Genomic DNA, 26,561 nt, shown 5'->3' on the forward strand with positions numbered 1-26,561 from the left:
CACAATGCGCCTGGCAAGGCTGTATGTGGCGTAACAGACCGCGGCTCATTCTAAAAGGTGTCTCACGTGGGACAAACGAAGGGTGCTGCAGTCAGGGGGGGAGGCGTTCAGCCAACGACTATCTCAAGGTTCGCAGTGGGCGAGAAAAGCGACCGTATCATTTTCCGTGGAATACCGGCTCACGCTTTTCCATGAATGCGGTGACGGCTTCCATCAAATCCTCGGAAGGCAGTGCCGCAGCATTTTTCTGGGCCACATAGGACAGCCCGGCATAGACACCGTTGTCCCGGCTGAAGTTAATCACTTCCTTGACGCCTTGAACGGTGAGCGGTGCCATACCGGCAATCTCTATCGCCAGATCACCGGCGGCCAGGATCAACGCCTCCCGGTTTTCACAGACCCGGGTGACAAACCCCATCTGAAGGGCCTCATCGGCAGTGAAGTCCCGGCCTGTAAGGGCCAGTTCCCTGAACCACCCTTGGCCGATGATGTGGGGCAACCGCTGCAAGGTCCCCAGATCGGCGATGATGGCGAGCCGCGTTTCCCGAATACTGAACAGCGCATCGGCTGAAGCCAGCCGGATGTCACAGGCGGACAGCAGGTCCACACCGCCGCCGATGCAGTGGCCATGAACCGCGGCGATAACCGGCTTCCGGCAACGCTCGATGGCGTTGTTGCTCTCTTGGAATTCCACGATTTTTTTCCTCAGGCGTTCCCGGTCGTCGGTACCTTTGCCGCCCAGCATGGCCCCGGCTTCCATGAGGTCCAGACCTGCGGTAAAACTTTTTCCTTCGGCACGGATGACGACGGCCCTCACGGTGGGATCTTCGTCAAGGCGTCGGAAATGCCCGGTCACTTCTTTAAAAAAGGTCATGCCCATGGCATTGTGCCGTTCTGGTCGACATAGATTCAGCCAGGCAACATGTCCGTCGATTTCCACCTCGATCGCTTTGTTTTGACTCATTTGGAAGTCCCTTTATTCGGGAGCCAATTCCCTTGAATCCCACCACTCTATTCCGTAATTGACGAAAAGCTGTTTGCCGGCAGCTACCGCTTTGATGGTGTGAAACACAATCAGGTCCCGGTCGGTATCGTGCCAGTATTCGGTATTGTGATCGTAGGAGTGGTTGAACAGGCTTCCCCATCCAAGCACCAGGGAATAATAATCCGATTCACCATTGTCTTCCGATGATTCCAGATTGAACACGTAGTCATCCAGGGAAGCGGCGCATTCGTCGGCTTTAATCCTAAGATAGGGGCACTCTTCAAGCGTCGTGTCTGCGGGGATTAACGTTGTCGTGAAAATCCCATGGCCGAAAACACATGGAGAAATAACAATCTTCGGATGTCTGAGAAGGGGCTTTCGCTTTTTCTTAATCGGTCGCATTCAATCGAGCTCCTGTCAATCCGATCAGGGATGGACCCATCTGCATGGACGAAGTCTAATCTGCAGTATATCCATCGGCCAGATGGTCGAGTCAAGACGAAAAACGGTCGGTGAAGTGGTCTCAGAGAATCGATCATGGGAACTTTCAGCAGCTTTGGTCTGAAATTTTGCCGTGCAGGCGGCGAATTCTCACACTGAGAACCCGGCAGACATGCAGAGCGATCTGGGGATACTCGCGCACGATTTCCTGAAGCTCCTGCTTGTTCAGGGTCAGAAACCGGGCGTCCTTCTTTACCCGGATGGTAGCCGAGCGGCGATCATCGCCAAAAAGGGCCATATCCCCGAAGTAGTCACCGGGTCCGATGGTGTCCAACTCGATTTCTCGGTCCACATTGCAGTCCTTGATCACCGCCACTTCGCCTTCCAGCACCAGAAAAAGCGTGTCGCCTGTCTCTCCTTCACGAAAGACCATTTCCATCTCATCAAAAGCCGCCTCCTCGGTGACCGAAGCCACAGCGGCCAGTTCGTTGACGGACAGGTCGGCAAAGATTTCGATTTTTTTTAGGTGTAAAATTTTATCCGTCAACGGAATCGCTGTCGCTATTTCCATTACTGTCTCCTGCCCGGATGGGGAATCCGTTTTTTTCAAGTAGTTCTGTGGCCGCAAGGGATACGTGCACGTTCTTGTGTTGAACAAGTGCCTGGATGCGGGCGGGAACCTCTGGTGAAACCGATAGTTGCCGAATCAGGGTAAGTGCCAATACTATCGTAACCCAGTTCGGGCTGCTCAGCAAGGCGTCAAAGAGTGCCCAGTCCGTCGACACCTGCAATTCGTTGGGGAAAAGCCTTTGTCCCGCGGCGATGCGCGCAGAAACATCCATGTCGTCCAGCAGCGGTGTCAGCAGGCGAACCAGGCTTTTATCCAGAATGTCGTCCATCGCTTCCAAACTATTTGCCCGCTGACGTATATCCGCTGAGAAGATGCTTTTTGCGATCGTCTGCATCCGCCCCGATTGATCTTGAGCGGCCAACACCCGCAGGGTCGTCTGCAGGGTAAACCAGACCCGCTCGTCCAAGTGGACGGCCAGCAATTCCTGCAGCGCCCCACTGGGCATAAGCCTGACCCCTTGGGCTTCAGCCGTCAGCTGATAACAAGTTAGGGCTTGAAACCGGACAAACCGGAACACATCCAGATCCTTGATGGCCATGTCCGCCAGCAGACCGAACAGAGACTCTCTCACTTTTTTCTGGGGAAGTGAAAGCGATTTTACCAGCCGCAGGGTGTTCTGATAGTCGGCAGCCTTGATCTTCTCGCGGGCAAGTCCGGCAATTGCATCGGAATCATCCCCCAACAGCGGAATCACGTTCTTCAAAGCGCCTTCATCGTCGATCTGGTAAACTTGAAGCACGGCGCGCCGCATGCGCGGATCCGGATCCCACAGCCGGAGCACCACCAGGGGGTTCAGGCCCGCCAGGTTGATGGTGCGAAGACTGCCCAGAACCAAAAGCAACGTGGCATCATCGGAGGTCAACAAAAGCGCCTTCAGTCGCTCCGCAAAACGGATATCCCGGCATACCCCGGTAGCAATAATGCCGGCACAAAGGCTGTCGGCATCTTCAGACCACAGCCATTCTTCAATGACTGTGCCATACCGGGCCGGTTCAACCGTATAAAGGGAGCCCACAGCATGGGCTTTGGCCTCAAGGGGAAGCGGCGATTCGTAAATGCGCCGGTTAAATGGGGCAAAGATCTCAGGTGATATGCGGTGGCCGGCATCGATCAGGGCCACGGCCAGTTCAGGAGACCCTTGCTCGATCAGTTCGGTGAAGGATTCAACAGCAGCCGGGCCGGACTCATCCGAGAGCAGTTCGATGAGTCCGATACGGGTCCGGGTATCCTGCTCTTCCCGCAATGCCGTTAATAAATAGCTGTCCAGCCCGCTGAAAGAGATGGACTTGAGCAGTTGAGCATACCACAGACGATTTTCTCCTGATGAATCTTGAAATTGCCTGACGAGGTTTTCCTGAATTTTCTTGTCCCGAAACACCTGGCCCAGTTCACTGGAATTGAGGGATCGAAAATCGACTCTGTTGTCTGAAACCAGATCTAAAAGAATGCCGGCATACCGACGCTTGAGCACAAAGGGAGTGACCACCCAGGCCATTACAAAAGGCAAGGCCACCAGGGAGAGATAGCGCGGATGGAACAGGGTGTCGGAGAGCAAAATAAGCCCGGATCCTAAAAACAGACCGATGCGAACAATGGTACCGCGCAGAAAAGGCCGGATCATGGCCCGGTAGGATTCCGGGAACAGGCCGGTCACCACCGCGATGGCCGGGATGTTAATGGTGGTGCGGATGATGTTGGCGGACATGCGGGCATACATGGCCGCTAAGGCATCGAACCGGAAAAGGAAGGCAAGGAACACCAGCATGTAGTTAAAAGGGTGGAACATCAGCGCCACGGGCAGCCCGAAGCGGTCGTAGAGCTTGCCCACGAAGAGCAAGATCACCAGGCTGATGATGTTGAGTACACCCCTGAAATAGCTGAAAAATTCGATGAGGCCGGATTCGGTGGCAAACTGTTCATTGACGGCAAAATTGAACTGGTAGTTCATGATGGGGATCACCACATTGGGCATAAAGGTGAGCACCACCAGGATTTTCACCAGCACCGAGGATTTCATCAGGGGCAGCACCGTCTTGAATTCCTCAATCATAGAGGTGCGGCTCTTTTTTCCAGCCTCTTTTTTCTGCTGGAAAAGCAAGGTGGGATACCGCTTTCCCATGGCCTGCACGGCCCAGGCGCCGGCCAGGGCCGTGCCCATGTATACCAGCAGCAGGTTATCCAAGTGCAGCCATCGGGCCACCAGAGGCGTGGCAAAACTACCCAGAATCTGTCCGATAACGCCGCCTGCGGTGATCAGCGGAAAGAGCCGTTTGGACTGTCGGGTGTTGAACAGATCGTTGGCCAGGTTCCAGAACAAAAGCGCCAGTAGGACCTCGTACTGTGACTTGAGCATAAACAGGGCGGGGTAGATCAGATCGATCCCAAAGGGGATGATGGCCCGGATGCCCGCGATGGACAGCGCGCAGAAGACAAATAGCCGCGCCAGCAACCTGGCCCCGGGCAGACGGGTCATGAATCCGGTCATGACACCCATGACGAAGAAGGTCAGCACCGCGTTAAGCATGTTCACGATCGGCATGTATTCGACGCCATATCGCTTTAGAAATGCCGTTTCAGCATAGTTGTTCAGAAAAATCCCGGAGCTGCGGACCAGGAAGAGCAGCGCAACCGTCCAGAAAAACAGGCCGAGTTCTTCTTCATTGATGTTGAGCCAGCGGCCTATTCTTTTATGGATTGGCAAGGCGAATTTTCTCTTTCAGGATTGAACCCTCCCCGCGGCCCCGATGAGCAGGATCTCCGCTTCGCTCCGACAAGCCGCGGGGAATGTTCTGCCTATAACGGCAGTGCTGCGCAGCACCGTAAGGATGAATGTCTATTTTCAGTTCGCTCGCTAACCCCGCCGCACCGATACTCGGTATCTCTGCTTCGCGCCGACCCCGATGGCGGGATCTCCGCTTCGCTTCGACAAGCGGCGAGGAATGCGCTCGCTATCGCGGTTCAAGGCCTTTTTCGGTCCGTTAAACTGACGGAGGATGCTGCAGGTCCTGTCTGCGTTAATGGAGGCGTCGGCCGCTTTACTGGGGCTGAGCGTTGTCCTTTGGCCGGTCCGGCAATGCCATGACCAGTCGAAAGCCGGTGTTCTGCAAGCGGCTCATCGGGTGGCCATAGGCCCGGTTGGCGCTGCGGCATGAATATCCGGGCCCGTACCAGCTGCCTCCGCGACGGACCCGGTCTTTGCCCGATTCGGTTTCGCAGGGATCGACCACCGAAACGACATTGTAGCGCGCATAAAGGTCCTCGCACCACTCCCAGACATTGCCGTGCATGTCATAAAGCCCCCATGCATTCGGGGAATAGCGCTTCACCGGTGCGGGACCATCGGGGTCAAGGTTTAAAGGCCGGTTGGTGGAGACACAGGCGTTATATTTCATGGAGTTGTTGGCAAACATGGCCCGGGTGCAATCGATCTGGCCACCCCAGAAATAGGCCGTCGTGCTGCCTGCCCGGGCGGCGTATTCCCACTGGGCCTCAGTAGGCAAGGCGTAAAGATCACCGGTCATCGAATTGAGTTTGCGGATAAATTTCTTGCTGTCATGCCACGACACCTTGACCACCGGCATATCTGCGGAGCCCTTCTTCCTGGCAAAAAAGCGCCGCCCCATGACGGCTCGCCATTCATCGACGGTCACTTCGGTGGTCTGCATGTAAAACGGCCGGGTGATGGTGACCGGATGCGGGATCTCGGAAGCCCCCCGATGCACTTCGTCGATGGGGCTACCCATCATAAACATGCCGGCAGGGATCAAAACAAACTCCATGCCTAAAGAATTGACCATTTTCTTCTCCTGAGCATAACCCGCCGTTGCCGGGCCATACACGAACGATAAGGCGAGGATCAGCAGGAGTCGATTTAAAATGGTTTTTTTTATACGCTCCTTAACATGCAACCATCGCCGTATGGCGGTCGAGAATCTCAGGGTATGACGTTGGGCATCCATCATCAGGTCAGACCTTTATTATAGAAAGGGGTTCATCAACGGGCCATCCTTCGGTGGCGTCATGCAGCCCGGATCCAACGGTTCAGCACCGCCCTGTCCTCCTGGTCCATGTAGGTGACGTGCAACTGGTAGACGGGCGGCTTGCTGGTATTGTCCACATCGACAACCTTGGCGTAGATGTCTGAAAAGCAGTGCGCCTCCTGGCAGAACGTAAATAAGAGTTTCACGTTTGTCAACGGTGAGAGCGCTTCCGTGAAATTCACGACAAAGGTGGTTTCATTGAGCTTGCGGGTTTCACCCGCAATGGGGCCGGCAACCACTTTTTTGCCGTCCAGGCGCCACAGTTGCAATGGCAGGCAGATCTCGACCAGTGGATCGGGTGTTTTCAGGTTGAATCGGATGTCGTAAGGTGGACCGATGGCCGTCACCGGGTAACAGACCAGGGGGCGCTTGAAGCCCTTCATCATGACAGTCATGGGCGGCTCTGCCGCCACCTGCGCATTGACCTTCGCGTAGGTGGCCTCGCCGACCAGCACCTGCCCCCCGACGGTGTTTGACTCGATACGCGATGCAACATTGACCACCGCGCCGACAATGCCGTATTTGGTCCTGGCTTCGGAGCCCAGGTTGCCCACCACCACCGGGCCGGTGTTGATCCCGATCCCCATCTCCAGGGGAGGCAGGCTATCGGCCACGTAATCCCGGTTCAGATCGGCCAGGGCCTGCTGCATGGCAAGCGCACAGGCAACGGCGCGAGCCGGGTCGTCGGCTTTTTCTTCGGGGATCCCGAACACGGTGAGGATGGCATCGCCGATAAATTCGTCGATCACGCCGTCATAACGCTCAATCACCTGGGTCATGGCCTCCAGGTAGCGGTTGAGTATCCGGACCATCTCCTCCGGGTCCCTGGAATCGGACAGATCGGAAAAGCCCCGCAGGTCGGACATGAGCACGGTCACCGTCTGCCGACGACCGCCGATCCGCCGCCCGTCAGGAGACTCCAATATCTCGTCGACGATCTTGCGGCTCATATAGCGACCGAAGGTGTCCTTGATAAAATTGACCAGCTGAAGTCGCTGATTGGACACATTGAGTATGGCCTCCAGCATTTTGGCCCGGGTGGAAACAATCTCCCGGATTTCCACGGCCACATCATCGTCCAACGGCACATTGTCCACCTCCGGATGGGCCACATCCAGCCGGCGATTTCCCTCGGATACAGCCTCCATGGGCCGGATGATTTTCTTTTCAAGAAAGCGCCGCAGGGTCACCATCATGAATATGAGAATGACAGTCACCAGCAGAATGATGCGAACCGCGTACCATAGCAACTCCAATCCCGTGGTGTCCTGGGAGAACATCTTGTATGAAACGGACCACGCCAGCAGAATCATCTCTATGAAGAGAATCCGCCAGAATACGCCGGCCAGCAGGATCTCACGGATGCCCTTATCCTGGGCGGGGTTTTCATGCTGATGCGTCGACGCGTTTGATTTCATGGGACCCATAGCGAATAGGTTGGGCAGTCGAATTATCACAGGTAAAGCAATAGAATGCGTTCGACTGCAGTTAACATTCAACGGTTGCTGCATTTGTCGGCCAATTCCAAAAACCCTTACATCATGAGATATTATTTGGATTTGTTATGGATAGTCACCTGCTAAGATAAATCCGCCAACCAGCTTAAGCAATGCCAGATAGCAACTAATACAGGAAACAGGAGACTCGGTGGGCGGCGTCCAGGTTTTTCAGTTTAGGGGCCTGCAGATTGCAGGTATTGTTTATGGCCAGACGGCAGCGGGGGTAGAACAGGCAATGGTCGTTTTTGGGTCTGGGCCGTTCGACGTCAAGCAGGGTGTCGTACCCGTGATGGTTGCTGCAACCGAAACGGGGATGGGCGTCCAACAGCGCTTTGGTGTAAGGATGCCGCGGATGCATAATGGTCTCCCGGGCGGTACCCTGCTCCACCAGCCGCCCCCGGTATATCACCCCTACCCGGTCGCACAGGTTCCGGGCCGCCGCCAGGCTGTGGGTGATAAACAGCATGGTGACGCCGAAGGTCTCCCTCAGGCGGTGCAGCAGCCGGAAGATCTGAAAGGAGATGGAGGCATCCAGCATGGAGGTCGGCTCGTCGGCAATCAGGAACCGGGGTTCCAGAATCATGGCCCGGGCAATGGCCACGCGCTGGCGCTGTCCCCCGGAAAGCTGGTGGGGGTATCGGTTCAGATAGCTCTCCGGTGGCGTCAATTCGGCGGTCTCGAGAGCTTCGCAAACCCGAATCCGGCGCGACGCCCGGTCTCCGACGCCATGGATGACCAGCGGTTCACACACGGTATCAAAAATGGAAAAGTGGGCGTTGAGGCTCTGGTAGGGGTCTTGGAAAATCACCTGTACCTGCTTGGTAAATTCCCGCCTCGCGCGCCCTTTGAGGCCCAAAATGTCCTTCCCGTCGAATTGGATCCGGCCATCATCTGGCGATTCCAGACCCACAATCAGCCGGCTGGCCGTTGTTTTGCCACTCCCGCTCTCCCCGACCAGACCGAAAATTTCACCGGCATTGATGTCCAGGGAGATGTGGTCTAAGGCAACGACACGACTTCCGGACGAGCCCAACAAGGAATCGCCCGAACGATAGGTTTTGGTCACGTCGGTCATCGAAAGAATCGGGGAACTGCCGTGAGTATTCATATCAGGGTTGCTCCCCCGCATGCTGACAGCGCACCCGGTGGGTGGTTGATAGCGCCACCCAATCGGCCTGTTCTCGCCGACAAGCGGCGGTGGCATTCTGACACATGGTGTGAACAGGACAACCGCCGGACATGGCAGGCCCATTGGTGCCGGTGGGACCAACCAGACTGGACAGGTCTGCCGGCTCATCAGAGAGGGTGAGCAGCGAATTCACCAGCATTTGCGTGTAGGGGTGTCCCGGGCAGTCCAACACTTCCTGCCGAAGGCCGTACTCCACCAGGCTGCCTGCATGCATGACGCCGATATGGGTACACACATCCGCCACCACAGCCAGGTCATGGGAGATAAAGATCATGCCGATATTCATCTCTTTTTGAAACGTACCGATGGCGCGCAGAATCTGATTCTGGACGATGACGTCTAAAGCGGTGGTGGGCTCGTCGGCAATGATCAGCGAGGGATTGCAGGCCAATGCCATGGCAATGATCACCCGCTGGCGCATACCGCCGGAAAACTGGTGGGGGTAGTCCTGCAGCCGGTCCTCGGGAATCTTAACCAGTTCGAAAAGCGATCGGGTCCGGTGGGCCACCGCATGGCTGGATAGACCCGGCTCATGGGTAATGATGGCTTCGGCAATCTGGTCCTGAACCCGATGCACGGGATTCAAAGCATTCATGGCAGCTTGGAAAATCATGGAGATCCGACGCCACCGGATCTCACGCATCCGTTCTTCACTGACGGTGGTCAGGTCTTCGCCTTCAAAACGGACCTGCCCGGATACAATCCTCGCATTCGACGCCAGCAGCCTCATCAGGCCCATACCGATGGTAGTCTTTCCGCACCCGGATTCACCCACCAGCCCTAAGGATCCGCCCCGATCCACGCGAAAGGAAACCCCATCCACCGCCAGGTCGATGCCGGTGGTGGTGCGGTAGCCGATACTCAGGTTGTCAACTTCCAGCAAGGCCGTGGTCACGCTTGGGTCTCCTCTTTGCGCAGGCGCGGATCCAGCACGTCGTCCATGGCCCGGCCGGTCATGTAAAAGGCCATGGTGATCAGGGAAATGCAGATGCCCGGCGGCAGCAGCCAATAGGGGGCCTGGAACATGTGGCCCGTCTTCCACACCCACTGGAGCATCATCCCCCAGCTTACCGTGCCCGGATCCCCGAAACCCAGAAACGCCAGGGCCGCTTCGATGATGATGGCCGAGGTGACCCGGAACGTCATGTATAGCAGGGCCAGGGGCATCACGTTGGGCAGGATGTGTCTAAAGATAATGCGCAGATGCGACGCACCGGACACCCGTGCCGCCTCGATGAAGGGACGGTGCCGCAGACTCAGGGTCTGGGACCGGATCACCCGTGCGACGCCGGGCCAACGGAACAGGGCGATCACCACCACGATGACCCAGATGTTCAGCTGGCCGAACAGGGCCGACAATATCAACACGACCAGCAGGGTAGGCATGACCATGATCATGTCCGCCAGTCGCATGAGTACCACGTCCGTGCGCCGGCCCGCATAGCCGGCCACCATGCCGATGGTGGTGCCGAACAGGATGCTGATCAGCGCCGACGAAATGCCCACCATAAAGGCAACGCGCGCACCGGCCAACAGCTGGCTGAAGATATCCCGTCCAATGTAATCGGTACCCAGCCAGTGCTGCAGGCTTGGGCCGGTGCTATGGGAAATCAGCGGGTCCACACCGGTCATGGGGTGGTAGATGGGGTTCACCCATTGCGGGATATAGCTGGCCGCGGCCATGAGGCCGAAGAGCCCAAGCAGGGTCAACCCGATGCGTCCGATGGTGTTCTTCCGGTATACCGACCAACCGTCCAGAAAACGTTCCACCCAGCGTGACCGTTGCCTGACGGCTGATGTGGGGGGTCGGCTACCCGGATTCCCGGAAAAAGTGGATGGGTTGGGCATATCAGTACCGTATCCTCGGATCCAGGTAGGCGTAAAGCACGTCCACCACCAGGTTGGCCAGCAGCACCACGATGGCAATGAGCAGAAAGGCCGCCTGGGCCAGGGGGTAGTCGGCGTGGCTGACGGCGAAGACCAATTCTCGCCCAAGACCCGGCCAGGTGAACACCGTCTCGGTCAAGGCTCCACCGTTGATGGAAAAGGCCAGGCTCAACCCCACGGTGGTCACCACGGGCAACGCCGCGTTAGGGGCCGCGTGGTGGTCCCGGATGGTTTTTTCATCCAAGCCTTTGGCCCGGGCGGTGAGGATATAGTCGTCTTTCAGCGTTTCGAGCATGCTGCTGCGCATGACCAGCAGGTAGCTGCCGAAATGGATCAGGACCAGTGTCATCAGCGGCAGGGCCATGTGGTGAAGCACATCCAGGGCCTTGACCACGAAACCGGCATCGGGATCGATCCACACGTCCGGCGAAACCATCCCGGTGATGGGGAACCAGCCTAACCAGTAAGCGAAAAACCAGATCATGATCAGGGCCAGCCAGGGTAGGAACAAGGTATGGCAGAAAAGCGCCCCGATCGTCATCAGCGTATCAGTTCGCTCACCTCGCTTCCAGGCGGCGATTTTTCCCAGAAACACGCCCAGCAGGGCCGAAATGATGATGGAGGTGGTAAAGAGCAGCATGGTGTTGGGCAGCCGGTTCAACAGGATATGGGTCACCGGTTCGCCGTAATGGAAAGACACCCCCATGTTGCCGGTGGCCGCGTTCTTCAGGTAATAGAGGTATTGGGTCCAAACGGGCTGATCCAGCCCCATGCTCTCCATGAGCAGACGGGCGTCCTCCGGCGTCATGGAGGGATCCACCATCCGGGACACCGGATCCCCCGGTGCCAGGCGGAACAGGATAAAAAGCACTGTCATGATCACGAAGAAGATCACGGCAATTTCAACCAGCCGTCTTAAAATGAATCGTTTAAGCCCCATCGTAGTTCACCGGTTTTACCTGGCACATGGACCAGATGTTGCCGATCCCTTCCAGCATCTCTACCCAGCCTTCGAAGCGATCCGTTCGCACCGCCTCCACCAAGGAGGGCTTGTACAGGGGAAGATAGGGCAGGTCACGGGCGATCAGTCTCTGCATCTCCATCACCAGTTCCTGCCGTTTTAAGGGGTCCAACTCGGATGTGGACCGGTCGGCCAATTGGTCGAAGGTGGAATCGTGGTACCCGCTCATGTTCCAGCCCCGGGACCTGTCGTTTGCCGAATGAAACAGGTTGCGCACATAGTCCGGATCCAGGCGCAGACGCCCATAGCCCAGGATGAATGCGTCAAAGTCGTGGTTGCCTTTGACCTGCTGCAGCATGGAGGAGAAGGCCATGGGCCGGGCGTAGGCGGGCATGCCCAGTTCCCGAAGCCACTCCTGGATCATCAACCCGCTGGTTGCGCGATGCGGGTCGTAGTCCGCCGGCGGCGTCAGGATGGTGAACCGCCCCATGGGTTGTCCCCCGGGTAGCCGGATCTCCCTGGCTGGCTGAAGGTTCCCGGCGGCATCCACCGGCGGCACCGCCCAGCTGTAGCCCGCATCGACGAGCACTTGGTATGCGGTTTTCAGCCGGTTTTGCCGGCTCATGTCCCCCCCGTAGCGCGGCAGATCGGTGCAGCACCAGAAGCGGTTTTCAGCCGGCACCACCGAATACATCTTGGTGCCCTGGCCCTGGAGGATCCGATCGACAATGAAGTCTTTGTCGACCGTATAAGCCACAGCCCGTCGCAGGGCAACATCGTTAAAGGGAGGCCGCCGCAGGTTGAACCCCATGAAGTAAAGGGCGCTCTTCTCGTTGGTGAACAGACGGATCTTCTTCTGCTGGCTCAGATCGGACAGATAGCCAGGCTGAATGGGCCACCAGAACATGTCGATGTCGCCCTTTTTCAGGGCCAGTATGGCTACATCCGAAGTGCCAAACACGCTATAGACAAGATCGTTGAAAAACGGCCCCAGGAGGCGGCCATTGATGGTTTTGCCGGTACCGAAAAAATGGGGGTTTCGCTTCAGGTGTAAAAATGCACCCTGCCGCCACTGCTCCAGAGTAAAAGGGCCGGTGCCCACAGGATGCTGCACCCGGTGGTTGACCAGGGTCGCCAGCGGCTTTTCGGTGGTCTTGGCTATTTCGGCAAAACCTGCCCATTCTTTTTCCTGCACGATGGGGGTCGACAAGGTCCCGGAAAGAAAGGCCGCCATGGGTTTTTTGAGATAAAAGGTCACCGTACGCGAATCCGGCGTTTCGATACGGTCGATGAATCGCCAGTTGGACGCATAACGGGGCACCTTGAAAGATCGAATGAGGTTCCCGGTAAAGGCCACATCCCCTGACGTGAAAGGAGTATCGTCCGACCATCGGGCTTCCCGGAGAGTCACGGTATAAGACAAGGTCTGTGCATCGTAAACCGGCATGGATTCAGCCAGCCAGGGCACCAGATCGAGGGTATCCGGGTCATACACATAAAGGGGCTGATAAATCAGGGAAAGCACCTTGCGGGAGTTGGCGTCGCTGGCCAGCCAGACATTGAGGGTGCGGGGTTCTTCAGCCAGGCCGATTTTTAGGGCATAGGGGCGACTGTTCTCATGGCAGGCGGATACCGCGACCGCTATGAGCAGAAAAACGATCAGGCTGCACCACCGACTCGCGCCGCCCATGCTCAGACCCGCTTCCGGTGAGGCACATGGCTGATAGCGCTGACCTTTTTTTCTATGAAATCGACTACTTTTGACTCGAGACGGTCATTGTTCAACCGGTTGATCCGCGGTATACCGCCCGGGCTGACACAGTTGACTTCCACCAGTTTGCCGGCAATGATATCGATACCCACGAAATAGAGCCCATCGGCGATCAGCTTTTCTTTGATGACCTGGCAGATCTGCTTTTCCTGGGCCGTCACCCGGTGGGCGAACACCTCGCCGCCGGCATGGACATTGGTGCGAAAGTCCCCTTTTTTGGGCTTCCGGCGCATGGCACCGATAATTTCGCCGTTGAGCAGCAGAATTCGAATATCCCCCTCCTGCTTGACGCTTTTCAGGTATTCCTGCACCATGATCGGTTCCCGCCGCGAATAGGATTCATAGGCCCGCACGTAATAGTGAATCAGGGAGTTCAGGTTCATCCGGTCCCGGGTGCTCACCTTGATCACGCCCTCTCCGCCGAACCGCTGCAGGGGTTTGACCACCATGGCCCCTCCGAAATCGTCAATGATTTTGCGCAGGCGGGAGGGGTCCCTGGACACATGCGTCTCGGGGATGATCTCCGGAAAATTGAGGATATAGAGTTTGCTGTTGCCCAGGATCTGGCCGGTGGTGCTGTTGAGGATGAAGACGTGGTTGTTGGCCGTCTGCAAAAACTCCATGGTCTGGTAGTTGAGCGGCGGATTGCTGCGCAGAAACAGCGCATCGAGTTCGGTAATGGCTTCGAAAACAAGATGGTCCTGCTTGGTGCAGCGAATAATTGACTGCCAGTATTTGGCCATACTGAGGCCTGTTTTAACCGTTATGTTGCGCATGCGGGCCACGACCTGGCCGTTGCGGATATATACGTCGTGGGGTTCTAAAAAATAGACCGCGTGCCCCCGCTCGTTGCACGCGTACATCAGGTGGCTGGTGGTCTCGTTTTCAGGCTGGATGTTTTCCAGCGGATCCATCAGGTAGGCAATCTTCATGGCAGAAACAGTCCTTTTCCCAGCCTTTATGACAATCGTCGATAAGATACTTTCATTTACTTTAATTTGGCCAAATTAGCAACCCTCAGCGGTTGAGCGCATCAATTCTGGAAGAACCCTCCAAGCGTTGCAGGTGGTGCCCGAGGCCCTTTCTAATTGACACCAAAGTGCAAAGTCCCTATGGTTCTGGCCAACCAGACCAGAGGAAATGGTCAGCCGGGCCGATGCAAAGATCGTCGACTATCGGCACCGCTCTTCCAACCGCCTTAGGATTGCTTCCCTTAAGACTATGACCGTTGCATCCTCGTTTTCGATTCTGCTGATTCAGCCATCCCCTGAGATGCCCGCCATGCCGCCGTCGACCCTGGCCCAGGCCAAGAAGCTTTTTTCCGCGGGGTCGATGGAAACGCACCAGTGGGATGCCCGCCCGGACGGGTTCACCAATGGCGGCAGGCGGTTGCTGAATCTTTTAGAGCGGTTGTCGGCGAGTCACGACACGATCCATTTTTTATGTCCGGATGAAATGGATCCGACCCAGCTAAAAAACCTGCTGATGGCAATAAACGAGCGACGGCCGCGCTTGCGTCTGTCCCTTTGCAGCACCATCGATGGTTGCATCGAACCAGAAATCATGGACATGGGTAGTGACAAAGCCATCGTTCAACTCCAATGGCACGCAAGTGGCCCACTGCCAAATTTTGAATTTTTCAAGGCATTTTCCCGGGCCGGCATCTGGAACCACCTGGTGCTCAATGGTGGGGATGCTTCATCAGAAACCTGCAGGGCCATCACCAGCCATCCGAATATCATCCACTCCTGGGAGAAAACCCACGCTGGCGATCGGAGTTTCAATCTCAATGAGACTTACGGCCAGGTGCCCCCGTTGCCCGGCCGGCCGCTGTGGCATAGCGTAAACGACCCGGTGAACCGGTTTTTACTGGTGGACCGGTTGACCAAAGACCAGGTGCTGCGTCTGCGCGTAGACAATGACGGTGAGCGCCTTTTTACGATCGGCGCAGCCCTTAAGTACCACTTTCTTCCGCCGGACCGGCTGCCAGACGGATACCTGGAAGAGATCTGCGCCATGGTTGCGGCCGGAGGCACGGTGGCGGCCACCCATGTCCGGTTCAATCTGCAGCGGGCGCATCTCATCGGCTATGTGCAGGAAAAAGGCGTCATCGTCGGCAATTCCAGTCTCAAGAACCCCAGGCCCGAATACATCGAAGCTGTCCAACGCCAGACAGGGCTGGATCTCACCGGATTCGTCGAGCGGGGCTATACCTCGGTGCGTCCCGAATACCGGGGATTGGGAATCGGGACCAGGCTCCTGGAAGGACTGACCCAGCGGGCCGGCGACCGCAGGATCTTTTCGGTCATCGCCGAAGACAACCCAGCCACCAAGATCATCGCCCTGCGCAACCGCACCCGCAAGGTGGCCACCTATTTCAGTGAAAAGGCCGGCAAGACACTTGGCATCTGGATGCCGGAATGGATGATCGATACCAATGAAATCGCCTAACCCGGACAAAGCAGAAACAGCCAATTGAAAACATCAAACGCAAAAAAACAAACGACAAATCTCAAATAAATACCAAATAGCTAAATCCAAATCTCAAAAAGGACAAAATCCAAGAGTTGATTGTTTTTTCCATTGCTCCAAATTTGACGGATTCGTAAAAAGTCACCTGTCATGTCATTCCCGCGAAGGCGGGGCACGTCGTGAAGCTTTTTCAGCGCTATCTATAACTACCTGTTAATACTGGATCCCCGCCTTCACGGGGACGACAATAAAACCGAAATTTCGACTTTTTACGGATCCGCCAAATTTGATGATTGGAATATCCTATATTAAAGATCAGCTTAGAATTTTGAATTTGGGAATTGTGATTTATTTGTCATTTGGTTTTTTGGTTATTGTGATTTACTGTTTGTTTCTCGTTTTCAGACAAAAAAAACATGCACTTCAGGTTTAAGAGACCAAGTTAACCATGCATATCGGTATCATCACCGTCCAGGACAGCGACTACCACCCCAACCGCCGATTGCTGGAAGCGGCCCGTAAGGCCGGTCACCAGGGCATGCTCATCCACCCCTATCACCTGTGGCCGATAACGGCTTTAGGGCGATTGGAAGTAACCGGCGCCCATTTTGCCCCCCTTCCCCACGTGGTGCTGCCAAGGCAGGGTGCCCAGATCGGCGATTCCTGCCTGGCCCTGATTCACCAGTTCCAGCTCATGGGCATGCCACTGGTCAACGATCATCAGGCGGTTTCCATCGCCCGCAACAAATTTCTCACCCAGCAGGTGCTGACCGCCGCCGGCCTGCCCTGCCCTGACACCGTTTTCGTCAACGACGAAGCGGGCTTTTTTCGTGCCGTCGATCAATTGGGCGGCTACCCGGTGGTGGCCAAACAGACGAGCGAGCGTCAGGGAGACGGGGTATTGCGGATCATGGACGCAAGCGATGCCCGTCAGCGCGCCCTGCCCGCACTGGATCGCCGCCGGGGGCTGATCGTCCAGCGCTACCTGCCGCCTGAACAGCGCCGGGATATTCGTGCACTGGTTATCGGCGGTGAAGTGGTCTGTGCGGCGGCGCTTATCCCGTCAACAGGCGAGTTTCGAGCCAATTTCCATCTGGGCAGCACCATCGAGGCCACGGCACTTAGCGAAGAGCTCGGGCCAATCGCCGTTGGCGCCGCAAGGGTGGTCGGGTGTGATGTGGCCGGCGTGGACATGATCGTGGACAAGGATGATCGCCCATTCATCGTGGAGGTGAACTACTCACCGGGCTTCAAGGGATTGGAGGCGGCCACCGGCCTTGACATCGCCGGCCGAATCATCCAGTTTGCCGCCGATCGGTATCGCCAAAATCGAGAAAGCATGAACGTCTGAAATGAAACTTTCCAACCTGCATATGAGAAAAAACGATGGCCTGACCCGGGCCGTGGCCTCAGTGGCCTTCGAGGACAGCGATCAGCCGGCGCAGGAAATCTTCATCGAAACCGAAACGGCATACGCGGAGTCGATCTTTGCCAACCCCCACGCCTTTGCCGTGGGCTGCATTATCCCGGCCCTTTATTTCGGGGAACGGCGCCTTGCTCTGGACGAAGCCATCTGTCCCCGGCTCAAAGAGGGTCTGGAGACGGTCATGGTCCTCATGCATCACTGGACCGATGGCACGTTTCAACCGCTGGCCATCGATGCACCGCTTGGCCGAACGGCCCTGCATGAAGAAAAAAAACGCCACGCGGGGATCTTCCTGTCCGGGGGCATGGACTCCCTGGCCGCCCTCAAGCGGATCAAGGACAACTATGCCCCGACGCATCCCTGGTATCCCAGGGACGCCCTGCTGGTCCACGGTTTCGACATCGGCGGCGTAATCGAGCGGGGTGCGAAATACCACGTGTTCGAACGCGCCAAAGCAGCCATGGCGCCCGTGGCCGCCGACGCCGATCTGGCCCTTATTCCCATCTATACGAATATCCGCCACCTGTGCGACAACCGCGATCTGTGGCTCAACCAGTTTTTCGGCGCCGTGCTGGCCGCCGCCGTGCACGCTTTTTCCCCGCGCATCAACCTGGCCTGGCTGGCATCTTCTTACGACATCCCCCACTTGCACCCCTGCGGCTCCCACCCCCTGCTGGACCCGGAGTACGGCAGCGCCGATCTTCAGATCCGCCACCGCGATGTAGGACTTTCCCGTATGGAAAAACTGAAAATGGTGGCCGGATGGGATGTGGCCTTCCAGAATTTCCGCGTCTGCCTGGCCAACGTGCCGGAAAAGCTCAACTGCGGTCGCTGTGAGAAATGCGTGCGCACCATGCTGGAACTGGAGGCCATGGGCCTTCTGGACAAGACCCGGGCATTTGAGGAAAATGCAGTCGATCCGGCATGGCTGGACGCCTTCAGCATCACCATCCGTGTACGCCAGCCCTTCTATACAGAGCTGATTGAACCGCTTCGGACCCGCGGCAGGGGCGATCTTGCCGAAAAAATTGAAGAAAAACTAAAAGATGAGTAGGGGTGATTGAAAAATAAGGCCCCGATTCGATCTACAGGCGTCATACCTGTTTTTTTTGTGTTTACATTTCCTGCCGATATCATATGATGATGGTGATCGGATAGAAGTCAAATGGCCGCATGCGCGCCGCGCCGACGCTCGACAGCACATCGATAGCATCAGAATTGTGAGTCCGTCTCGCATTCAACCTCATCCTCCAGTTTGACGCCACCTCTCTCACATCACAACGGTCAACCGACGATTCCCCCAGCTAACTTTTTTGGAAAAAGGAGGGATAGCCATGAACAGTGTTTTTAAAAAGATCACCGCCGCATGCGTTGCCGCCGTTTCTGTTTTAGTGTTCGACTTTGCCGCGGGCGCGGCAGAACCCGTTGTTGTCGGCATCGTTCACCGTGAGGACTTTGCCTATGCAAAGATGATGAAAAACGCATTTGAAATGGCTCTGGAGGAGATCAACAATGCGGGCGGCATAAAGGGGCAACCGTTGCAATTGATCTTTTCCGACGATCAGGGAGAACCCAAGACTGGGGAACAGGCAGTCAAATCGCTGGTCGAGGAGAAAAAGGTCGTCATGATGGTCGGCGGCTATTCGAGCAGCAACACCCTTCAGATGGCCTATGCGGCAGACCGGTTGGACAAACCCTTTTTGGTGGCGACGGCTGCCGATGATCGAATCACCCGACACAACCTTGAAAACATCTATCGTTTGAATCCGCCTGCCAGCGAATACACCAAAGGGTTGGAGGAATTTTTGCTTGACCAGGTTAAACCGACATCCATGTCGATCGTTTATGAAAACAGTCCCTACGGTACCGGTGGTGCAAGGCAGATGATGGATTTCTGCCGGGCCAATGAAATCGAGATAAAGGGTGTTCATCCCTATTTCAAAAAAGGCGCGACGCCGGAATATCTCCAAAAGGTCTTAAGCCCCATACAGGAGGATCAACCGGATGCCATCTTCATGGTGTCATACCTTGACGATGCGGTCATGCTGGTCCGTAAGGCAAGGGAAATGAAGATCCAATCCCTGTTGTGCGGCGGTGCAGGCGGATTCACCCACGCCAGTTTTTGCCGGAAGACCGGCAACGCGTCGGAAAATATGGTAACCGCCACCCTATGGTCTCCAGCGGCCAAATTTGCCATGGCAAAGGATTTCTATGACAGATATGTGAAGCAGTATTCGATTCAGCCTGATTATCACGCCGCAGAGGCATATTCAGCCCTTCTGGTTAGTGCGGACGCACTCAACCGGTCCCGGTCCCTGGCCTCCGATGATATCCGCGCCGCATTGAACGATACGAAAATAGAAACGCCATTTGGAAGCGTCGAATTTAAAGATTACGGACCATTCAAGCGTCAGAATGCCTCTGCGACTCAAGTTTTTCAAATTAAGAATGGAAATTTCGAAACCATCTGGCCGCCGGTTTTGGCAACATCGACGTATTCGGTACCATCCAAATGAAAATCACTCGGAGTCACATGGAACGTCCCATGTGGAATACAGCCTTGTCGTTGACCACGGTTTCAAAAAGTCAAAAGCGTTCGCGGATGAGTTTGATCCTGCGCAATACCGTGCTTAATTTGTCCATTGGAACATTTTCGATTCGATTTGGCCGAATGCGCTTTCTCAAGCTCTGACCTGTCCCGCTCATTAGCACAATTTCCAGGAGCCTCCTGCTACTGAACCATTTTTTGCAGATTCGCCAAAGAATCAGAGACCTTCAAGAATGTTAACCCCAACGTTGCAAAAGCTGGAGGGCTTCAGAGACAAGGCGTCAAGGGTGAAGCTGTAATCGGCTACCGCGATCCCTTGACAACACGGGTCCTGAAGTCCTCCAGCGTTCCTGAAAGGTAAAAAAAATGAGAAAAACTGTGACATTCTTGGACTTCACCATTCGTGACATCCAGAAAATGATAGCAACTTGACTATATCAAATATGTTTCCAATAGTTTAGCTAACTTTTCAGATATTTTTATGCAACATTGGGGTAATCACAAAACAGTCAAGGCTTTACCCGAGCCACAACGCTTCCAACCCAATTACTCGATATGAAATTAACGAAATGAGTGAAATAAAAAACGATTGGAGTGTACCAATTTTGTACCAGTCGAAAATCACAATTAGTACCCTACCCTACTTCAATCCTCACTACCATTCTCTCCGCCCTTAAAAAAGGTTTGGGGGTTATTGTTCGACCATAAGACGGGTACTCTGATGGCCTCGCCATGGGACCAGGGAGCCCAGTCGTTAAAGATCTTTCTTCCTTACCGGACTGCCTAATTGGTGGCCCGGTACCTTTTAAATCCGGGTCATTAAAAAGAAAGAGCCCCGTTAGAGGCTCTGCCGTGTACCGCCATATCAGCGGGTTTTGTTCTTGATACCTATTTTTTCGAAACTCTGCCGTACTGGTTTGCTAAATCAAGCCACATGAAAACGAATATTATAGGGAATGGTATGGATAACCTTGTCTGCAAATCGCCGGAACCTATCAACATGAACAATTCGCATGGAAAAATGAAATAACCATCGGTAGTAGAAAGTCGGCATAACATGAACGTTTCGCATTTCGAGCAACTCTTGCTCAGCCCAATAATACAGTTTCAATCGGTTCCAGCGATAAGCAAAACTCCTTACCGGCAACAATATGGCTTTTTTTAGACGTTTCATTTCAACTATCCCATCACATCGATGCCGAGATCACATCCCAGGTTCTTGTCAGGGTTTTTACATTTGAAATTGGCTTCGCGAGTATCAACGTGTCCTTCGGTATTGTCGTCGAAGTAATCCTGAGTTTTTTTATCGGCCATTTTGTCACCTCATTTAGCTATTGACTGTTTGTCGGTTTAAAATCTGTTTCCTGACAACAATTTACAGCATTAAAGGATTTGGGCAATGTGAGCCGGTTGGCTGAATGGTGGTAGGTGAAAGCTACTAACGTGTTGGGGATGCCTTGTAGTTTGGGCGGGAATGCCATAATAAATTGGTAATGGCATCAGAATCCTAATTTTCTGGCCGGCGGAAAGGGTGATCAACCGCCATATGCCTGCTTGATCAATAGAGGGTTACGGCATGGAAACATTCACCGAATTCAGGTCTATGGTCGTCGATCCCAGCTACCAAGATCGAAGGAGGCAATGCCTATATGAACTGGACATCGATGAACTGGATGCCCCGATAGCCGGCCTAATCGACGATCTGTGCGAATTTCCTTTCTGTTTCACCATCCAATGCTGCTTTGGCCACTTTCTTTATCCTGGTCAGGAAGATCCAAACAATATTCAACCACTGCCGTCGCCAGGTAAAATCCACTCCGTTGAATACAGAATCGCCTACATCACGATATGTTTGGAGTATAGCCATTCTGGTCGAAAATTCCTACGCTGGCTTAAACAGTTCTCTGATATCGATCCCCACTATGTTCAATACGGCTGTGCTGAGTGGTTCTGGGAAAGATACCCGAATTCATACGTTTTGCAGGTTGAGCCAGAAAGACACCTACAAAAGGACAAGTGCACGGTTGATTTTCAGGAGGCACTCCGCATTGAAAAGGTCAGAAACAAATTCTATGATCACCTCATGATGCAGGTTCCAAATATCGATAAGCCATAGCCAAGGAAAGATTTTTCGGCCGGCGGAAAAATTATGATCAACCCATCCAACATAAACCAGATCGTCCAAGAAATCCTGGCTGACATACCCCTGAAGGAAAAGGCCATCATCGCCAACATAGAAGAAGATAAGGTTCCCTATCTTCAATACGCTTTTGATACCTGTATCAAAGATCAACTCGGCGAGGATGACGAAATGGCCATGAAACCACCGTTAATCCCCTACTCTTTCATTGTGAATTCAGATAGCTTGGCCTTTCTTTTTGCTCTGAGATTCATAGGTCACCTCACTATTTATGGATAATAGCATTCAATTATTTGCTTTTTCCCTCCATTCCTTGATCAATGGCCCATCTTCACGCCAGACCCAGCAGGTGTTTTTCACCCGCCCGAAGGCCATTGCCAGATATGTTTCTTGCGCAACTGGTTCCCGTATCACAGCACTCCAAGCCCCCTGGACAGCTGCAGGTGCCATTGCAGTCAACAAAGACAACAAATGGCAGCATCCCTTCCTGCCGCCTATCAGCCTCTTTACCTTGGCTGTGAAGCCGGCAACGATAGGCATCCCTTTCAACTGATTGAGTGTATCGAGGGTTTCAAGGCACGCTTCATACGGAATCGTCGGCATTTCAACATCAATGTCCTCGACAATCAGTTTCGACCCCTTGATCTCCAGGCGTATGATCATGTGGTGAACGGTGCCGGGGGGATGCTTATCCCCGGTTGGACGAAATGTTTCAACCAAGCGTTCGTCATAAAGAATACCCTCGACAATCACAGAATCGGAGGCTCCTTCGTATGTGGTGATATCAATCTTGCGGTTGTGGATTATTTGTCCTGTTTTTATCATGCAGCTTTCGCTTTCTCCCCGTTGGCCATACTAGTGTCCGGGATTGTAATTATCCCAATCCGCAACCACCTGCCCCAACGATGGTTTACCAATACATAAACTTCAACCATCCCCAACTGATATTGGAGTCTTTGGGCATACTTTTACCTCCCCTCGAAATTTTTTGGAATTCGACGCTGATGGAGTATCTTTAAAAACGCGGGATGATTTATTCAGAACGATGGTACAATTGAGCAATATCCCTCAGCACTCAGATTGTCAAGAGACACCAAACCCTTGACAAGAATAGGAATCTTTGCGAACGTGTTTCTGTTCCTGCCTTTCATTTCCTCTAACACATTTACGGAGTTTATGTATGGCCCTGACGAAGCATGACATCGTAGAACAGGTCTGCAATGGCCTCGGCTTTCCAAAAATTCAATCTTCAGAGATTACTGAATCCCTGCTTAAGATTATCAAGTCCACCCTGGCATCCGGTGATGATGTCTTGGTGTCAGGGTTCGGAAAATTCTGTGTGAAGGAAAAGAGGGAACGGAAAGGCCGGAATCCAGCTACTGGGGAGGATGCTATCCTGCCCGCAAGGCGGGTGGTGACGTTCAAATGTTCTGGAAAACTCAGGGAAAGGGTCAACGGCAAACCATGATACTCATTCCAACCAAAGGCCCGGATGACTGGAAGCACCTGCTGGCAGATCCTGATCTGCATTGGGAGGCGGGATACTCTGCATATGCATTGGCTCACCGTTGGGAGGAAGCAAAGGGTTTCCCCAGCGAAATTAAGGAGGCCTTGGAGTCGGTTCCGGCCCTTGAAGATGTTGAGTTGCTCTTGGCGATCCCGGAATACAAGGTTAGCCTCCCCGGAGGCGTTACGGCTTCACAGAATGACATATTCTGCCTTGCAAGGAACCGGTATGGCCTTGTAAGCATCATGATTGAAGGTAAAGTCAACGAACCTTTTGGACCGCTTGTCAGAGACTGGTATGCTGATCCATCACCGGGGAAGGTTAAAAGATTAGGTTTTCTGTGCAGGACTCTGGGGCTGGACCCGGACCAAGTTCAGGATGTCCGATACCAGCTCTTGCATCGAACCGCTTCTGCAATAATGGAAGCGAAACGGTTCAAGGCTTTAACGGCCGCCATGCTCGTGCATTCATTTAGCCCAACATACAATTGGTTTGAAGACTATGCTGCTTTCGCCGATTTGTTTGGGATCTATACAAGCATGGATCAAGTCCATTCTGCCGGAAAAATTGAAGGCATCCATCTTTATTTGTCCTGGATCAAAGGGTAGACATGTTCATCTTCCTCGACACAGAAACCACCGGCAATGGTCCCGACGACCGCCTCTGCCAGATCGCCTTCAAACCCGAAGGTGGCCCTGTCGTCTGCGAGCTATTCAGTGAGGTGTCAAGGGATTACATTGAGTGGCTATCTGGAACGGAGTTGGACGAACATATGGCGTATACGGTGACGACGCATTTAGGATTATCTGAATAATGACTACCTGCTTATGAAATGTGGAAATCCTTATAATTCAAAATGGAGGAGATCTTGAAGTTGGTAAACCGCAGTGGTGCAATATTTATTGTTCTCTTTTTATTAGGTGTTTTCACGCAATGCTATGCGGAAGGAATAAATCTCAATGTCTGCGAACAGGTTAGCGACGAACAGTTAGCAGCAATTTACCCGAAAAAGCTTTTCCCGACCGGGCAAGAACGTGGTTGCCAATGGAGCAATAAGCCAGGCGGCATTCCATATCTCCAAATCGGTGTTATCGAAAGCCAGAAGATTCTTCGGGATTATTTCCACAAGGAGATACCACCAAATTTTGAACTGAAGAAAATTAAAGATCTTGGAGATAGAGGTCTAATGACTGTATCCGAAGGCTACCTTGCTATAATCGTATTTCGTGAAGGCGATTGGGTTTTGATTAGTACTGTAAATTCTCTTTACATTAAACAAGGCAGTGAGAAACATAAATACCTATGGAACATATATCGCGGAATATTACAAAAGCTTCAGTGACTTAATCGACCATATTTTTGTGGAATCAAAAAATAGATGCGCAAAAGCAGAAACTCCATAAAACAGGTTGTTATGATATTTTCATGTTTGATGAAACTCCTTTGCATAGCCTTCATGCTTTTTTTACCGGCACTTTCCGTCGCCGCCACCAGTGAATTGTTCCCGCCCGCTGACTACCTCCATTCCAAACTCCAGCAAAACGACATCGTATTTCTGGGAACAACGCACAAGAAGCCTGAGATTCTCAGTTTTATAGCTGACCTTACCCCATCCCTTAAAGGTTGGGGTGTGTCCCATATAGGCCTTGAGATACCGTCTGACCAGCAAGAAAAGATAGATGTCTTCATGAAGACTGGACAAGGTCTGGATGACATCAAGCTCCACACTCAAATCGATAGCCCAGAGTACCGACGCCTATTCCAAGTGCTTCGAAAATCCGGTGGACCAATTCCGGTGGCCATCGATCTACCCAGTTCGATGTACAAAGGAACTGTTTCCCGTGATGAATGGATGGCACGGTCATTGTTGATAGTGTTGAATAGGAATCTATCGGCCAAAATACTGGTAATCGTGGGAAGCCTTCACACGTTGAAAAAGCTGGAATGGGAAGACCAGGTCCCGAATAAACATCTGTCGATCCGGGAATACATCACACGGGAACGGCCTTCGACAAAGATGTGGTCAATCGGTCAGATGTTAGATGGGAATCCAAATGAGTGCGACTTCACCCGAAAGTTTAGCTCTCTGCCCGGTGCAGTGGCTTTGGATCTGGATGATCGGTATCGGGGCTGGCAGATGGGATTGACGGCTACTATCGCGATAGTGCCGGCTGAGTGTTTTGAACTGGTGGACGGGTTGATTGTGTATTAGTCCGGTCTCGAATATATTCAGCAAAAAAAAGGCATCCCCTCAATGTCGGAAGGGATGCCCAATTTATTCAGAACTTAAGATTAAATTACAGTGACATTAGTAGCGGAAGGACCTTTTGGTCCTTCTCCAATGTCAAAGGAAACTTGGTCGCCGTCATTGAGTGATTTAAAACCGGTAGCATTGATTGCTGAATGATGAACAAACACATCTGCTCCATCTTCCTGCTCAATGAACCCGAATCCTTTTGAGTCGTTAAACCACTTAACAGTCCCATTAGCCATGATAACATCCTCCTAATTATTAATAATTTTCAACGTCGCAAACTGGAGGGTGCCACTTTGGCAAATGGATTGTTCCTACAGAAAGAAACCGCCCCACCGATTACACGCAGGACTCAATTGAATTAAGACAAAATAAGCATATTCAAAAAGATAGCAACCTAAATATTTGTTATTTTAATTAATAATCGGAAAATGGGTTTAACCGATCAAAACCTTACGGTTAGGTGAACGATGTCGAAAACGGTTCTACCATTCTGCGAGCAATGATGCCCGAGTCCCTCTGTGCCAATATAAGTGAGATACTTATCCATGGAAAAAATAATGTGGGGTCATGGCTAAAAATGGACGGGCACGACTCAAGGCAATGCGGGTTGAGAGATCTGTGCTGTGGCGCGTGCCCATCGATAGAGATCGGCAGGTTTTGTTTGGACTTTAGAAAATTGTTTGGGGTAGTGGTTACTCTCTAATATCAACCCGATATCTGGCCATTGAAATGATCACAGTCAGTCCACTTCGGACTTTCTCAGACATATTTTCAGTGACGATTTTCATGGCTTCATCTTCGATGGCA

The 26,561-nt window shown here is 53.4% G+C and carries 25 protein-coding genes; 10 read left to right on the top strand and 15 right to left on the bottom strand.

The window, feature by feature from the left end:
- Positions 1-157: 157 nt before the first annotated feature.
- From QNK41_RS07310 to QNK41_RS07365, 12 genes are all read right to left on the bottom strand, one after another.
- Complete coding sequence (locus tag QNK41_RS07310) at positions 158-964, bottom strand: crotonase/enoyl-CoA hydratase family protein (RefSeq protein ID WP_319255261.1); 807 nt, start codon at positions 962-964, stop codon at positions 158-160.
- A gap of 12 nt (positions 965-976) precedes the next feature.
- Positions 977-1,387, bottom strand: a complete 411-nt coding sequence (locus QNK41_RS07315) for an SET domain-containing protein-lysine N-methyltransferase (protein WP_319255263.1) — start codon at positions 1,385-1,387, stop codon at positions 977-979.
- A gap of 145 nt (positions 1,388-1,532) precedes the next feature.
- Positions 1,533-1,997: a cyclic nucleotide-binding domain-containing protein gene (locus tag QNK41_RS07320; RefSeq protein WP_319255265.1), complete on the bottom strand. Its 465-nt coding sequence runs from the start codon at positions 1,995-1,997 to the stop codon at positions 1,533-1,535.
- Positions 1,963-4,758, bottom strand: coding sequence for an Npt1/Npt2 family nucleotide transporter (locus QNK41_RS07325; RefSeq protein WP_319255267.1), 2,796 nt, complete (start codon positions 4,756-4,758; stop codon positions 1,963-1,965). The genes QNK41_RS07320 and QNK41_RS07325 overlap by 35 nt, the downstream gene beginning before the upstream one ends.
- A 334-nt stretch (positions 4,759-5,092) precedes the next feature.
- On the bottom strand, positions 5,093-5,854 hold the full coding sequence (locus tag QNK41_RS07330) for a formylglycine-generating enzyme family protein (RefSeq protein WP_319255269.1): 762 nt from the start codon (positions 5,852-5,854) through the stop codon (positions 5,093-5,095).
- A 221-nt stretch (positions 5,855-6,075) separates the two neighbouring features.
- A complete protein-coding gene (locus QNK41_RS07335) occupies positions 6,076-7,515 on the bottom strand; it encodes an adenylate/guanylate cyclase domain-containing protein (RefSeq protein WP_319255271.1) in 1,440 nt (479 codons plus the stop codon).
- 205 nt (positions 7,516-7,720) lie between these two features.
- Complete coding sequence (locus tag QNK41_RS07340) at positions 7,721-8,704, bottom strand: oligopeptide/dipeptide ABC transporter ATP-binding protein (protein WP_319255273.1); 984 nt, start codon at positions 8,702-8,704, stop codon at positions 7,721-7,723.
- A 1-nt stretch (position 8,705) separates the two neighbouring features.
- The gene (locus tag QNK41_RS07345) at positions 8,706-9,680 is read right to left on the bottom strand and encodes an ABC transporter ATP-binding protein (protein ID WP_319255275.1); all 975 of its coding nucleotides are present in this window, start codon (positions 9,678-9,680) and stop codon (positions 8,706-8,708) included.
- Positions 9,677-10,633, bottom strand: a complete 957-nt coding sequence (locus tag QNK41_RS07350) for an ABC transporter permease (protein ID WP_319255278.1) — start codon at positions 10,631-10,633, stop codon at positions 9,677-9,679. Before QNK41_RS07350 ends, QNK41_RS07345 begins: the two co-directional genes overlap by 4 nt.
- A gap of 1 nt (position 10,634) precedes the next feature.
- The gene (locus QNK41_RS07355) at positions 10,635-11,612 is read right to left on the bottom strand and encodes an ABC transporter permease (RefSeq protein ID WP_319255280.1); all 978 of its coding nucleotides are present in this window, start codon (positions 11,610-11,612) and stop codon (positions 10,635-10,637) included.
- Positions 11,602-13,323 (bottom strand): ABC transporter substrate-binding protein, encoded by a 1,722-nt coding sequence (locus QNK41_RS07360; RefSeq protein WP_319255282.1) that lies wholly within the window; start codon positions 13,321-13,323, stop codon positions 11,602-11,604. Before QNK41_RS07360 ends, QNK41_RS07355 begins: the two co-directional genes overlap by 11 nt.
- Positions 13,324-13,325: 2 nt before the next feature.
- On the bottom strand, positions 13,326-14,336 hold the full coding sequence (locus tag QNK41_RS07365; RefSeq protein ID WP_319255284.1) for a glutathione synthase: 1,011 nt from the start codon (positions 14,334-14,336) through the stop codon (positions 13,326-13,328).
- A 208-nt stretch (positions 14,337-14,544) separates the two neighbouring features.
- Between QNK41_RS07365 and QNK41_RS07370 the strand changes: the two genes are divergently transcribed.
- The 4 genes from QNK41_RS07370 to QNK41_RS07385 all read left to right on the top strand — a co-directional run bounded on the left by QNK41_RS07370 (position 14,545) and on the right by QNK41_RS07385 (position 19,818).
- Complete coding sequence (locus tag QNK41_RS07370; RefSeq protein ID WP_319255286.1) at positions 14,545-15,855, top strand: GNAT family N-acetyltransferase; 1,311 nt, start codon at positions 14,545-14,547, stop codon at positions 15,853-15,855.
- A gap of 469 nt (positions 15,856-16,324) precedes the next feature.
- Positions 16,325-17,227, top strand: a complete 903-nt coding sequence (locus QNK41_RS07375) for a RimK family alpha-L-glutamate ligase (protein WP_319255288.1) — start codon at positions 16,325-16,327, stop codon at positions 17,225-17,227.
- Position 17,228: 1 nt separating this feature from the next.
- Positions 17,229-18,356, top strand: a complete 1,128-nt coding sequence (locus QNK41_RS07380) for a hypothetical protein (RefSeq protein WP_319255290.1) — start codon at positions 17,229-17,231, stop codon at positions 18,354-18,356.
- Positions 18,357-18,636: 280 nt separating this feature from the next.
- Complete coding sequence (locus tag QNK41_RS07385; protein WP_319255292.1) at positions 18,637-19,818, top strand: ABC transporter substrate-binding protein; 1,182 nt, start codon at positions 18,637-18,639, stop codon at positions 19,816-19,818.
- Positions 19,819-21,029: 1,211 nt separating this feature from the next.
- Here the strand turns inward: QNK41_RS07385 and QNK41_RS07390 are convergent.
- Complete coding sequence (locus tag QNK41_RS07390; RefSeq protein WP_319255294.1) at positions 21,030-21,164, bottom strand: hypothetical protein; 135 nt, start codon at positions 21,162-21,164, stop codon at positions 21,030-21,032.
- A gap of 262 nt (positions 21,165-21,426) precedes the next feature.
- Here QNK41_RS07390 and QNK41_RS07395 point away from each other — a divergent pair, with 262 nt between their 5' ends.
- Together QNK41_RS07395 and QNK41_RS07400 are read left to right on the top strand one after the other, a co-directional pair.
- A complete protein-coding gene (locus QNK41_RS07395) occupies positions 21,427-21,966 on the top strand; it encodes a hypothetical protein (protein WP_319255296.1) in 540 nt (179 codons plus the stop codon).
- Positions 21,967-21,999: 33 nt separating this feature from the next.
- The gene (locus tag QNK41_RS07400; RefSeq protein WP_319255298.1) at positions 22,000-22,269 is read left to right on the top strand and encodes a hypothetical protein; all 270 of its coding nucleotides are present in this window, start codon (positions 22,000-22,002) and stop codon (positions 22,267-22,269) included.
- A gap of 6 nt (positions 22,270-22,275) precedes the next feature.
- Here QNK41_RS07400 and QNK41_RS07405 read toward each other — a convergent pair whose 3' ends face one another.
- Positions 22,276-22,815, bottom strand: coding sequence for a DUF2889 domain-containing protein (locus tag QNK41_RS07405; RefSeq protein WP_319255300.1), 540 nt, complete (start codon positions 22,813-22,815; stop codon positions 22,276-22,278).
- Between the two features lie 355 nt (positions 22,816-23,170).
- Between QNK41_RS07405 and QNK41_RS07410 the strand changes: the two genes are divergently transcribed.
- From QNK41_RS07410 to QNK41_RS07425, 4 genes are all read left to right on the top strand, one after another.
- Positions 23,171-23,458 carry an integration host factor subunit alpha gene (locus QNK41_RS07410; RefSeq protein WP_319255302.1) on the top strand — a complete coding sequence of 96 codons (288 nt, stop codon included), beginning with the start codon at positions 23,171-23,173 and terminating at the stop codon, positions 23,456-23,458.
- Entirely contained in the window at positions 23,416-24,105 is a 690-nt protein-coding gene (locus QNK41_RS07415; RefSeq protein WP_319255304.1) for a DUF6946 family protein, read from the top strand. Before QNK41_RS07410 ends, QNK41_RS07415 begins: the two co-directional genes overlap by 43 nt.
- A 260-nt stretch (positions 24,106-24,365) precedes the next feature.
- Complete coding sequence (locus tag QNK41_RS07420; RefSeq protein WP_319255306.1) at positions 24,366-24,839, top strand: hypothetical protein; 474 nt, start codon at positions 24,366-24,368, stop codon at positions 24,837-24,839.
- A 36-nt stretch (positions 24,840-24,875) separates the two neighbouring features.
- On the top strand, positions 24,876-25,709 hold the full coding sequence (locus QNK41_RS07425; RefSeq protein ID WP_319255308.1) for a hypothetical protein: 834 nt from the start codon (positions 24,876-24,878) through the stop codon (positions 25,707-25,709).
- Positions 25,710-25,789: 80 nt separating this feature from the next.
- Here QNK41_RS07425 and QNK41_RS07430 read toward each other — a convergent pair whose 3' ends face one another.
- Positions 25,790-25,990 carry a cold-shock protein gene (locus tag QNK41_RS07430; RefSeq protein ID WP_319255310.1) on the bottom strand — a complete coding sequence of 67 codons (201 nt, stop codon included), beginning with the start codon at positions 25,988-25,990 and terminating at the stop codon, positions 25,790-25,792.
- Positions 25,991-26,561: the final 571 nt, after the last annotated feature.

The sequence above is a fragment of the Desulfosarcina sp. genome, assembly GCF_033791525.1.
In the GTDB taxonomy this organism is placed as follows: Bacteria; Desulfobacterota; Desulfobacteria; order Desulfobacterales; family Desulfosarcinaceae; genus Desulfosarcina.